Origin of the sequence: Paracoccus caeni (genome assembly GCF_016629665.1) — a bacterium.
Classification (GTDB): Bacteria; Pseudomonadota; Alphaproteobacteria; order Rhodobacterales; family Rhodobacteraceae; genus Paracoccus; species Paracoccus caeni.
Genome location: NZ_JAEPRQ010000010.1, coordinates 89,418 through 101,028, shown reverse-complemented (window position 1 = coordinate 101,028; position 11,611 = coordinate 89,418). Strand labels below are relative to the sequence as shown.

The window sequence follows — 11,611 nt, the reverse complement described above, 5'->3', positions numbered from 1 at the left end:
CCGCAGGCTTGCGGCCATTCGGGTGTCGGACGCCACGAATGAAGCCCTCAAAGAAGGCCCACTCATCGTCGGATATCAGGTTGCGCGCCAAGCCCATCTCCCAAGTAGAGATGAGCTTGAACCATAGGACGCCTGCCAGCGGAATAAGATTCTACGGAAGATGAGAGATGGGGCGGTCTGTAGTTTTCACCATGACTGGAACACCATTCGGCAAACAACCGTCGCAAGGCTAATCACCGAAAAGGTGTCGATTCAGGACATCATGGCCCGGACGGGCTATGAGACGCCAAGATCTGTCAGGGATATCGCCAAAATTTATGGCCTGACCTCCCAAAGCGATCCGTCATTTACCCCGCCGCGCTATGTGGGAGCTGACTTCCCACATAGCTTCCTAAGCAAGAACGTCTATTGGTATCCGCCCGATCTCTACGAATATGAGGGACTCTGGCCATCGACCAATTCGCCTAGAGGCACCTGACTAATTGGTAACTTTGTAGCAGGCCGAATCCACGCTGGTCGTTTCCGGCTCCGGATATAGTGTCATGCCCCCGCCAATCTGGAGCGTGCAGACAGCATACGCACCGTCCTTCTCCATCAGCAGATAGTCGGTTTCGACTACGGCACCCGTCGCCGTCCATCCATCCGCCACAAGGTCTGAGAACGATTTCCCTAGATCTGTTATTGGGGCTTGGGGTCGTTCTTGGGCGATAGTTGGCATCGCTCCACATGTCAGGATTGCGGCTGCGGTAAGTATGATTCTCATCAAAAATATCCTTTCGAATGTATGGCTTTGTAGGGGTCTTCGGTAATATGGGCCGAAAGTCTTATTGGTCGGTATCTGCCCATGTCCGAATCTTGGCCGCCTCGCTTTGAAGATGCAAGCTGACGCTGGTCTGGGGACGCAGGTCACGACAACCGGCAGTAACAGGGCCGATGCCCTTTGTTTGGAGGACACCATATGACGGCGGAAGATCAGACCCGACACCCTGACGCTTCAGCCATTCGTGACTGGGCGCTTTACGGGCCGCGCGATTCAGCCATCACCAAACTCGTTGAGCGCTTGGCCTATGAACGGGGGATGCGGCTGGAAGATATCGAATTGCTGATCACCAACGCACTGACTGTCGCACATGAGGAGGACTGCGATGGAGGTGAAGCCGATCTAGCCCACCGTAACGATTAGGCAATCATGGGCCTTTTTTGCATCCGGCTGCGGACCTTGGTCCAATCCAGCCCCTCGAACAAGGCTTCAAACTGTGAACGTGTGATTGAGACGGTGCCGTTGCTGATCTTCGGCCAGATGAAGCCTGCCCCTTCGATCCGCTTGTAAACAAGCACCAGCCCGGTGCCGTCCCAAACCACAATCTTCAGCCGGTCGCTGCGCTTCGCCCTGAAGATGAAGATGCCCCCGGAAAATGGATCAAGGCCGAACTCCGACTGCACGATAGCCGCCAATCCATCCATACCCTTCCGGAAATCCACCGGCTCCGTTGCAAGGTAAATTCTGAAATTGCCTGCGGGGGATATCATCTCGACCGCCCCGCCATTGTCCGTGTGAAAGCGCGGTCCGGCGCATCGGCCATCAGCATGTCGGACTTTCCATCGCCCGAACGAGTTGGATCAGATTTTCGATGGGATAGTCTGTGGGCAGGACCAGATTGCTGACCGCGCCGTGGACATGAATGCAACGGATGTCAGCCGAGGATGGCAATCCTGCAGGGGCCGCACTGCCTATGGGAGCATCCTCGATACAGACCTGTGCAAAGGGATTGATCGGTCGTTCGGCTGCATCGTCAGCACCCCGTTTTGCCTGCCATTTATAAATGAGAGATCGCGCAATCTGACCCTCCTGCTCAATCTGCTGAACAGTCAACTCACCAGCATCCAGTTTCTCGATGATGAATTTCTTGAAACCAGGCGGCCAGATGCGGCGCCCGGTCGAACTGATGGGGATAGTAAAGCCGAATGGCTGGAAGGGTGGATTGTCGTCAATCATGCTGTCCTCCGGGTTCGGGGCAGCATAACATCGTCGCAAACCGGTTCTCAGAGCTTGCGGCAGGGGTCAGATGCAACGCTTACGGTCAGGTTGCCGAAGCGGCTGGATCTGGCGCGGGAGGCCAACGGGCGGCGGATGGCATACCGGGGAGGATCGTCGGGAATTGGGTCGAGGGGCGAACAATTCTCTAATCCAACGGTTTCTCGGCCCAAACCAAGAACTCGAAAGTTCCACCCTCACGCACAGCTTGGTCGACAATATCCACGACGTGCTCCCTCGACCGATCAGGATCGGCAAAAATTGTCCAACCCTCCTCATGCTCGGGCATGACCAGAACGTCATAGTCAAGGCGTCGCCCAGTTCTTCCGCCAGCCGTCTTTATTGCCTCCATGCGGGATATGCTGAATCCGGCATTTGCAAGATAGTTGTTGAAGGCACGAAGCTGATCCAACGACAATCGGACATACTTCTTTCCGTGGAGAAGTTCTTGCATGAAGGCTTGCATCTTATCTTTCATGGCTACTCCAGCGGTCGAATAATTTCTTGCAGATCGTTGTCCGGTGCGCGCAAGGGCACATTTCTGTTGCTGACCGCGACGACCTCGCCGTCCGGGTTCAATATCACCCAATGCCGGTCGCGGCCAGTATCCTAGGCTGCAGGTTTCAGGTGGTCTGGCGAGGGTCAGATGCAACGCTTACGATGTAATCTGCGAACGCAATAATCTGCCCCTGCGGGCAGTTTCTAAGTATTTGGTATCATAATTGGATTCTGGTTGCGGGGGCACGCAACCGCCGTAAATTGCCAAGCATCAAGTGTCCGACTTGATCAATCCTCGATCTCAATCTAACGAACATAGAAATATTGACATCTGCACCTTACCAATAAACACAATCTCAACTCATCCGGAGACCTAGATCCAGAGATCCAGCGTTTTTGCATAGGTCTCACTTTGGAGAGACACGACCGTTTCGTCGATGGTTTTCGAAAGTCGAAGCATATTCGAGACACCATTGCGCTGTCCCGGCAGGGAGCGCCGCCGTTTCCACGCTGAAAAATGGCGAATAGGTCCGCTCTGTTGTGCCAGAAAACAAGTCCTAACGGTTGCGCAAGAAGTCGTAGCCCTTGTGGAAATCGTCCGAATAGATTCGATCATGTTCGACGAAAGCGACCTGATCACGATAATCGGCCAGCAACTTCGATGTGGCGTCGCCCAGTGCGGATGGTTCACGCAGATCGACCGCCTGCGCCGCGTGCAACATCTGTATCGAGGACATCCAGTAGAGATTGTCCAATATCCGCTCCAGATTGGCGACCGAGAGAGGGGCGTGGCTGTCGAGATCCTCGATGTTCCCGGCCATGGCGACCGATGCTGTGGGCGACTGGGCACCGATCTGCTGGTTCTCTGCCAGCAACGCGACCAGCGGTTTCTGAATCGCCCCGAAAGCGTGACCCTGATTTTCATCGGCCGCAAGGAAGCGGGAAAGATGTGTCAGCTCGGGGTTTTCGAACCGGATCGTCTGCATGGTGATCGCCCGCGACAAACGGACCAGCGCGGTGTTCAGGTTCTCCACGCGCGTGGCGACGGGAAGCATTTCGAAATTCGCGGTCGGATAGATGGCGCCCGCCACCTCGCCGTCGATGAAATAACCGGAAACCTGTTCTGACTGGTTGTCATCGGTCGCATCCAGGACGACGCCCGGATTGTCGTCGCTGTGATTGATATGAATCTCCAGCGTCGCGGCCAGGTCCTGCGCCGCGATCTTTGCGCCGCCCAGAACATAAGCCATGGTTCGATAGGAGAGCGGATCCTGCAAGGCCCGATCATCCGAGGGCGACCACAGATAGCTGCCCTGCAATCCCTCGCGGATCGCTTGCGCACCTGCGAGGTTCTCGGGGAACGGGCGGATATCGTTTGTTGCGGCGAGGAACGGGGCGACATTGCCGTTGAACCCTTCCAGCGCCAAGGCAAAGATGACGCTTTCCTTGTCCAGATAGGCCTCGACATCATGCGACAGCAATGCAGCATGTCCCGCCGTCAAAGCATTGGTGCTGAGAATAGACAGGAAGTCCTTGCCAACAGGTTCCAGCGGCGCGATCCCGGCCTCGGTCAGGGCCTCTGCGGCAGGCACCCGCCTGCCCTTCACGAATACCTCTCCCTCACCGATCATCGCCAGCCCGATATGCGAGGCAAGCGTAATGTCGGCCTCGCCCACCGAGCCGCGCGACGGCACGACAGGCGTGATCCCTTGCTCAAGGAATGCGCGATAGATCTGCGCCACTGCGGGCTGCACCCCGGTCCTCCCCGAGGCGATCTGGTTCAGGCGGATCACCATACCGGCGCGGACGATCTCGGCAGGCATCGGATCACCGACGCCCGCGCCATGCGCACGCAGCGATGACGTGTTGAACGCGCGCGACAGGTTCAGCAACTCGTCATCCAGCACGCGTTTACCGTCTTTCATCGCAAAGACCGGACGATCCTTGTTCCAGCCGACACCAACCGTCAGGCCATAGACGGCCTTGCCTTGCAGCGCGGCTTCCATCACCAGATCGAAGCTTCTGGAAATCTGATCATCCACTCCTTGCCCAAAGGCGATGGTCGCCGCGTCGTCGCGGGCAATATCCACCACCTGCTCTACCGTCAGCGATGTCCCGTCGATGGTCCACTCATCGGCCATGGCAGGGATGCCGCCCAGGATCAGCGTGACGCAAAGGCCGCAAACAGGTAGCGCACGGGAGGCGCGTATCGAGGTGAACATGACGGTTCCTTTCGCGTTAAGATGAAGGGACGCGCGACCCGCCAAGGGTCGCGCGCAGCAGATCAGTTGGTCGAATGAGGTTTCGGCAGAACGATGATCGCGATAAGCGAAATCAAGGCCGCCGCCGAGACGTAAAGGCTGGGTGCATAATTGCCGATCGCGGTGGTGCTGAGCCATGTCAGCATCGCCGGAGCAAAGCCGCCGAAGATCGTGACGGCGGTGTTATAGGCCAGCGACATCCCGGTAGAACGGATATGCGTCGGGAACACCTCGGACAGGGTCGCGGGGGCAACGCCTACGAAGCCGGACACCATGATGCAAAACAGGCTTTGCACGATGATCAGCGTGGTTAGCGTCGGCGAAGATTGCAGCCATGCCAGCAGCGGATAGACAGCGACAAGCATCGCCGCAGCGGCGATACCCAGCATCAACCGGCGCCCGATCTTGTCCGAGATAGTGCCTGCGAAAACGCAGCCCACGGCCAGAAAGACGTTACCGATCAGCGACGCCGTGAAGGCCTGCGACGGTGCAAACCCAAAGGCCCGCTGCACAAAGATCGGCATATAGATGATCAGCACATAGACGCAGACTGCCCAAAGGATGGAAAAGGCGGTCCCCTTCAGCAGCGCGCCCAGATATTCTGTGAAGACCAGTTTCAACGGCGCACTGGCGGGCTCGCGCTCTGCCGAGGCGCGCTCGGCCTCGAAAGCCGGGGTTTCGTCCAGCGTGCGGCGCAACCACAATCCGACCGGCGCGATCAGGACACCGATGAAGAACGGAATGCGCCAGCCCCAGTCACCGACCTGCTGCTCGGTCAGAAGCGAAGTGACGGCAAAGGCCACCAGCGCGCCCATGATATTCGAGATCGCCATGCTGGCCTGCAACCAGGAAGCAAATTTGCCCTTCTGTTCGGGCGGGGCATGTTCAACCAGAAACGCCGCCGCCCCGCCGATTTCGCCCCCGGCAGAGAAGCCTTGCAGGATCCGACCGGCAAGGATCATCAGCGGCGCGCCGATGCCGATCGCGGCATAAGTCGGCGCGATGGCGATCATCAACGTCCCGACCGCCATGATCATGATCGTCAGGAACAATGCAGCCTTGCGGCCCGCCTTGTCGCCATAAACCCCGATCATGATGGCGCCCAGCGGGCGGATGACGAAGCCTAGGCCAAAGGCCAAGAATGCCTTGACCAGTTCAACCGTGTCGTCGCCACCCGGAAAGAAGTTCTTTGCGATATAAACGGCGAACAGCGCATAGATGGTGAAATCATACCATTCCAGCGCATTCCCGATGGATGCGGCAGCGACCGCCCTGCCCGGAGAAGTCTTGCGCTTGCCCGGCACCGCTGAAAGGTTCTGTTGGAACGTATCCATGTAACTCCCCGTTGACCCTCGCCGGTGCGACGCCGGGCCCGTCTGTTGTTGATCCTGACGATTTCCCGTTCGCAGCAGCCTGCCGGAAAATCAGATTTCGATGCGTCCGATCTTCTTTTTGGCAACCTCGTCCAGCGCATCGAGATAGCCAGCATCCGCATAGCGGATCACGCCCAGCCCGGTATCGTTGTCCAGCGCCTGCTCCAGCCGTTCATCAGCCGCCCCGGTGCCATCCGCGACGATGGTGACGCCCGCAGAGGTCATGAAGCCGGCATAGCCGCCGCCGCCCGAATGAATGACCACCAGATCCGCACGCGACGCACAAAGAAGCATCGCATCAAGAAGCGGCCAATCGGCGATGGCGTCCGATCCGTCCCGCATGTTTTCGGTCATGATATTCGGATGGGCCATCCCCGCCGAATCCAGATGATCGCGCGAGAAAGCGACCGGGCCTTGCAACTCGCCCGACTGAACCAATTGGTTCACCCGCCGGGCCAGCGCGCTACGTTCTCCATGACCAAGCCAGGCGATGCGGGCAGGCAGCCCTTCGAACGGGACGTTCTGCCGGGCAAGGTTAATCCAGTTGGTGACGATGTAATTGTCCGGGAACATTTCCAGCACCAGATCATCGATCCGCGCGATATCGGAAGGCTCGCCCGACAAGGCCATCCAGCGAAACGGCCCGATCGCTCGGCAGAACAGAGGCCGCAGATAGGCCTCGGTAAAGACCGGGATGTCGAAGGCATCGGCAACGCCGCCCTCTTTGGCCTGTGTGCGGATCAGGTTGCCGTTGTCAAAGACTTCGGCGCCCGAACGCTGAAACTGCAACATCGCTTCGACGTGTTTGGCGATAGAGGCGCGTCCGGCTTCGATCAGTTCGGACGGGTTCTGGCTGCGCAAGCGCCGCACGCGGTCAAGATCATATCCGACCGGGATATAGCCATAGACCAGATCATGGGCCGAGGTCTGATCGGTGACGATATCCGGCACGATCCCGCGCCCTGCGATGTCGGGATAGATTTCAGCCGCGTTGCCCACCAGTCCGACCGACAACGGCTCGCCCGCGGCACGCGCCTGTTCGATACGACGTAGCGCGCTGTCCAGATCCGGGGCGATCTCATCAAGATAACCGATCTCTTTGCGTTTGCGCGCGCGTTCGGGATCGATCTCGACGCAAAGGATCGCAGCCCCTGCCATCCGGCCCGCCAGCGGCTGGGCGCCGCCCATGCCGCCAAGCCCTGCCGTCAGCACGAAGCGACCATGCAACGTCCCGCCAAAACGGCGCTCGGCAATGCGCATGAAGATTTCGTAGGTGCCCTGAATGACTCCTTGCGAGCCGATATATTGCCATGCTCCGGCGGTCAGCCCGCCCCAACAGATCAGGCCCTTCCGCTCAAGCTCATAGAAGTTCTCCGCCTTTGCCCATTGCCCGACGACATTGCAGTTGGCCATGATCACCATCGGCGCCTGAGCCGAGGTTTTCATTAGACCGACCGGCTTGCCCGACTGGATCACAAGCGTCTGATCCTCGTCCATATTCGTCAGCGCGGCGACGATGGCGTCGTGGGCGGCCTTGTTCCGGGCAGCCTTGCCCAGAGCGGCATATACGACAAGATTTTCTGGATCTTCACCAACCGCCAGCACATTTTCCAGCAGGCGCAGCAGCGCCTCTTGCCGCCATCCTTTGGCACGCAGGTCAGGACCGGAGGGGATCGGAAAGCCGGGGTTGCGCGGATTGTCCCTTGGCATGCTCAGCCCTCCAGCGCGTAATCGGTCAGATTGATGCCCATGACCTTTTCGGGATGTGCATAGATCGCCGGGTCCAGCAGGCCGGCGCCAATCGGAATAAGCGTTTTGGCGACATGCAAAACATGCACCCGCATCCCCACCCGCAATTCGCCGACAGACAGCGGCTCCATCTGCGGCGAAAGCGTGGTGATCACGTCGGGAAAGGTTGCAAGGCGCGTACCGTCTGCGGCTTCGACGGCCATGTATTCATTCATGACATGCAGTTTCACCGCCTTGTCGCCGCTGCCGATGGTCACGGTGCCGACATCAAAGGCTTCATTGGTATAGACCACGTTCTTTTCAGTGATCTCACCCTCGATCAGCACCGCGCCACCTGTGGTCTTCAGCATCGCGTCAAGCACCGCAGCCGGACCCTTCGGTTCCGCCGCAATGATGGCGTGGCCCAGCTCAAGCGCCTTAGAAATCCCGCCAAGGGCGGCATTTTTCGCGACATAGCTGGCCCTGACAGGATTGCGGGCCGAAGCGATGAACCCGCCCGACATATCTGACGCGGTGCGCAGGATCGGCGAGACCCTGCCCGTCGCGCCGCGGGTCACCAGTTCGATATAGCGGTTCTGTTCACGATTGCCGCCAACAGCAGTCTGAATCGACTGGTCGGGCTTTCCCGCCATGCCGATTGCGCCCATATCGCCGGTTGGATGGGCGCGCATATCGCCAACCGCATCCAGCACCTTGCAACCGAGAATGGCAGAAGGCAGCCACGCATTGAGGGTCGAGGATTTGCCGTTCTGGCCGATCATCAGCGCGGCGACCCGTTCGCCAAGCGCCTCTTGCAAAAGCTGAACAGCCTTGACGTAATCGACGCCACGCATCTCCCATGGCGTGGTCGAGGCCGGGGCACCGATAGCGGCAGCGGTCGCAACCCAGTCATCGTCGCCCAGTTCATCAATCGAAACCAGTTCAGGCGCACCGGCATTGACGGCAGCGTAGCCCAGCTTGCGCCCGTGATCGACCCAACCACCGCCGCCTGCGGCATAGACCGCGCCACCGCGAACCGCAGGCTCGACATCCTTTTCCGTTAGAATCCTAGCCATCCTGGCCCTCCGTTTTCGCGTCAAGTTTCATCACGGCGTCTGAAAGTATTTCTGCCGCCAGCGTCAGGTCGGCGATATCCGCCCATTCCTCGGGGCAATGGGACCGCCCGTCCTTACAGGGAACGAAGATCATCGCCGCAGGGCATATCCGCGCCATGAATGCCGCATCATGACCCGCGCCAGACACCATGCTGCGATGAGCTACGCCCAACCCCTCTGCGGCTTCCGACAATATCTGTTGCAAGCCCGCGTCCATCCGCACCGGGGCATTGTCGGAAATTAGTCGCGCCTCGACCTCGGAATCATCCTCGATGTTCTTCAGCCACGAAATGAAAGCAGCGCTATCCTCGGGACGTTCGGCGCGAATATCGACCAGCATCCGCACCCGGCCCGGCACCACATTGGCGGCATTGGGCGCGATTTCAAATTCTCCGACAGTGGCGGTGAAATGGGCACCCTGCCCGGTCAACGCTTTGGCGCGCGCATCGATCTGGCCGACGATGCGCGAAGCCGCGACCAGCGCGTCGGCGCGCGCATTCATTGGCGTCGTGCCTGCATGGTCGGGCCGCCCGGTCACCGAAATCTCGACCCGCGAGATGCCGACGATCCCGATCACCACGCCGATACTCAGCCCATCGCGCTCCAATACCGGACCCTGTTCGATATGCAGTTCCAGAAACGCCCGCAAATTCTGTTGCAGCGCGCCGGACAATTTGCCCGGATTCCCCCCGACATCGCGCATTGCCTGTGCCAGATCGCGACCATCGCTGCTGCGATCCAGCCAGTTATGCGGCAGCACGCCCGCCATGGCACGGGAACCGATGCACGAGACCCCGAAGATCGAGACCTCTTCGGCCAGAAAATCGACGACCGCCAGATTATGCCGCAACCTTACGCCCCGACGCTCAAGGGTGCGGGCGACTTCCATTGCTACGATCACGCCCGCCACCCCGTCGAAGCGCCCTCCATCCGGCACCGTATCGGAATGAGAGCCGATCATGATCGTGCCAGCGGTAGGATCGATGCCGGGGCGAAGGCCAATCAGGTTTCCCCCCGCATCGGTCGAAACCTGCAATCCAGAGGTTGCAAAGCGATCCCGCAGATAATCCCGCCCCTGATCAAAGCGCGGCGAAAAGGCGCGACGGGTCCAGGGTCGATCCGGATCGGTTATGCGGGCCAAGCCATCCAAATCCGCGCTGATCTCATCGCCGGAGGCATCAAGGTTGCGCTTCATCAAAGCAATTCCTGCCGAATGCCAAGCGCTGCCGGCGGGCGAACGAACTGGCCTGTTCCGGGCTCGGCTGTAACTTCGGTTCCATCAAAGACCATCTGGCCACGCCGCCATGTCGCAGCTACGGTCCAGGGCAGCTCGATCCCGTCATAGGGGGACCAGCCCGCGATCGAATGACGGCTGGCGGCGGCATCATAGATTGCAGGGCGATCGACCAGCACCGTCACATCCGCATCACGCCCCACCCGAAGCCCACCCTTGCGGTGATCCAGTCTGAAATGGCGCGCCGGGTTTTCAGCCATAAGCCGTGCGGCCCAGATCAGGGGAACACCCCGAGCCAATGCGCCCTTGACGAACAGAGGCACCATCACCTCCAGCCCCGGCACGCCAGAGGCATTTTTCAGCATCGCCGGATCGGTCTTGCGGTCCTCGCTCCAACTGACATGGTCGGTGGACACCATGGAAACGCGCCCTGCCGCCAGATGACGCCAGATCGCCTCGACCTCGCGCCGAGGGCGGACGGGTGGATTGATCTTGGCCTTGCCGCCCAATCGGGAAACGTCGTTCTCTTCATCCAATGTCAGATAGTGGATGCAGCATTCGACGGTCGCATAATCACCGCCTTGGCGATACATCGCCGCGATGTCGTAGCCGCGCCCGACCGAGCAGTGGACGACATGAGCCGGACATCCGGTCTCGGCACCTGTCTCATAAATCTGAAGCATGGCCAGCGTCTCGGCCAGAACCGGACGCGACATGCCGTGGGCACGCCAATCGCTGATGCCCGACGCCTCGACCTCGGCGATGGCGGCGCGGACATAGGCGTCGTCCTCGTTATGGACACCCGCCGCCAGCCCGGTCCGGGCGACCTCGGCAAAGCAGGCGCGCAACAAGGCAGGCGGGATACGAGGAAAGCGTTCGGGATCGGTGCCGAAGGTCGAAAACTTGTAGGCGCAGACGCCTGATGCCGCCTGTTCGGCGATGCGCGCGGGACCATCGCCGGGGCGGATGGTGCCGTAAAGCGCCACATCGATACGGGCATCGCTTTCGATCATCGCGACCTTGCGGCCTACCGCCTCTGCCGAACAGACCAGATTGCCCTCATCATAGGGCATATCCACGATCGTCGTGACCCCGCCCGCCGCCGCCGCACGGGTCGAATGCGCAAAACCCTCGGCGCCTTTTTGCGAGAGTGAATGAACCTGAGCATCGACCGCGCCGGGCAGAATGATACCATTGCCGAAATCGTGCATCTCTGGCGCAGCCGGGGCGGTGCCTTCGCCGATCATCGCAATCTGGCCGTCGCGGATCGCGACAAACCCGCGGGAAATCTCTCGATCCGTCAGGATGACGTTTCCCGTCAGAACTGTATCGAAATCAGACATGCACCCCCCGAGAATGTGATCGTC

Annotated in this window: 10 protein-coding genes and 1 pseudogene; 1 reads left to right on the top strand and 10 read right to left on the bottom strand. The window is 59.7% G+C overall.

Translation table 11 applies throughout. The annotated features are described in order from the left end of the window. A pseudogene (locus tag JJJ17_RS18735) lies at positions 1 to 97 on the bottom strand (IS5/IS1182 family transposase); the annotation flags it as partial. Positions 98 to 958: 861 nt separating this feature from the next. Here JJJ17_RS18735 and JJJ17_RS18730 point away from each other — a divergent pair. Beyond that, complete coding sequence (locus JJJ17_RS18730; RefSeq protein WP_200689200.1) at positions 959 to 1,183, top strand: hypothetical protein; 225 nt, start codon at positions 959 to 961, stop codon at positions 1,181 to 1,183. Here the strand turns inward: JJJ17_RS18730 and tnpB are convergent. The 9 genes from tnpB to JJJ17_RS18685 all read right to left on the bottom strand — a co-directional run bounded on the left by tnpB (position 1,180) and on the right by JJJ17_RS18685 (position 11,587). Continuing rightward, a complete protein-coding gene (tnpB, locus tag JJJ17_RS18725; RefSeq protein ID WP_200689198.1) occupies positions 1,180 to 1,530 on the bottom strand; it encodes an IS66 family insertion sequence element accessory protein TnpB in 351 nt (116 codons plus the stop codon). The genes JJJ17_RS18730 and tnpB overlap by 4 nt on opposite strands. A 52-nt stretch (positions 1,531 to 1,582) precedes the next feature. After that, positions 1,583 to 1,996, bottom strand: coding sequence for a hypothetical protein (locus tag JJJ17_RS18720; RefSeq protein WP_200689196.1), 414 nt, complete (start codon positions 1,994 to 1,996; stop codon positions 1,583 to 1,585). Positions 1,997 to 2,183: 187 nt separating this feature from the next. Further along, on the bottom strand, positions 2,184 to 2,513 hold the full coding sequence (locus tag JJJ17_RS18715; RefSeq protein WP_200689194.1) for a hypothetical protein: 330 nt from the start codon (positions 2,511 to 2,513) through the stop codon (positions 2,184 to 2,186). Positions 2,514 to 3,090: 577 nt separating this feature from the next. Next, positions 3,091 to 4,755 (bottom strand): HAL/PAL/TAL family ammonia-lyase, encoded by a 1,665-nt coding sequence (locus tag JJJ17_RS18710; protein ID WP_200689193.1) that lies wholly within the window; start codon positions 4,753 to 4,755, stop codon positions 3,091 to 3,093. A 62-nt stretch (positions 4,756 to 4,817) separates the two neighbouring features. Continuing rightward, on the bottom strand, positions 4,818 to 6,128 hold the full coding sequence (locus JJJ17_RS18705) for an MFS transporter (protein WP_200689191.1): 1,311 nt from the start codon (positions 6,126 to 6,128) through the stop codon (positions 4,818 to 4,820). A 90-nt stretch (positions 6,129 to 6,218) separates the two neighbouring features. Beyond that, positions 6,219 to 7,877 (bottom strand): urocanate hydratase, encoded by a 1,659-nt coding sequence (locus JJJ17_RS18700; RefSeq protein WP_200689189.1) that lies wholly within the window; start codon positions 7,875 to 7,877, stop codon positions 6,219 to 6,221. A gap of 2 nt (positions 7,878 to 7,879) precedes the next feature. Beyond that, a complete protein-coding gene (locus tag JJJ17_RS18695) occupies positions 7,880 to 8,971 on the bottom strand; it encodes a DUF917 domain-containing protein (protein ID WP_200689188.1) in 1,092 nt (363 codons plus the stop codon). Then, the gene (locus tag JJJ17_RS18690; protein ID WP_200689186.1) at positions 8,964 to 10,205 is read right to left on the bottom strand and encodes a Zn-dependent hydrolase; all 1,242 of its coding nucleotides are present in this window, start codon (positions 10,203 to 10,205) and stop codon (positions 8,964 to 8,966) included. Before JJJ17_RS18690 ends, JJJ17_RS18695 begins: the two co-directional genes overlap by 8 nt. Continuing rightward, positions 10,205 to 11,587: a dihydroorotase gene (locus JJJ17_RS18685; RefSeq protein WP_200689185.1), complete on the bottom strand. Its 1,383-nt coding sequence runs from the start codon at positions 11,585 to 11,587 to the stop codon at positions 10,205 to 10,207. The genes JJJ17_RS18690 and JJJ17_RS18685 overlap by 1 nt, the downstream gene beginning before the upstream one ends. Positions 11,588 to 11,611 lie beyond the last annotated feature (24 nt).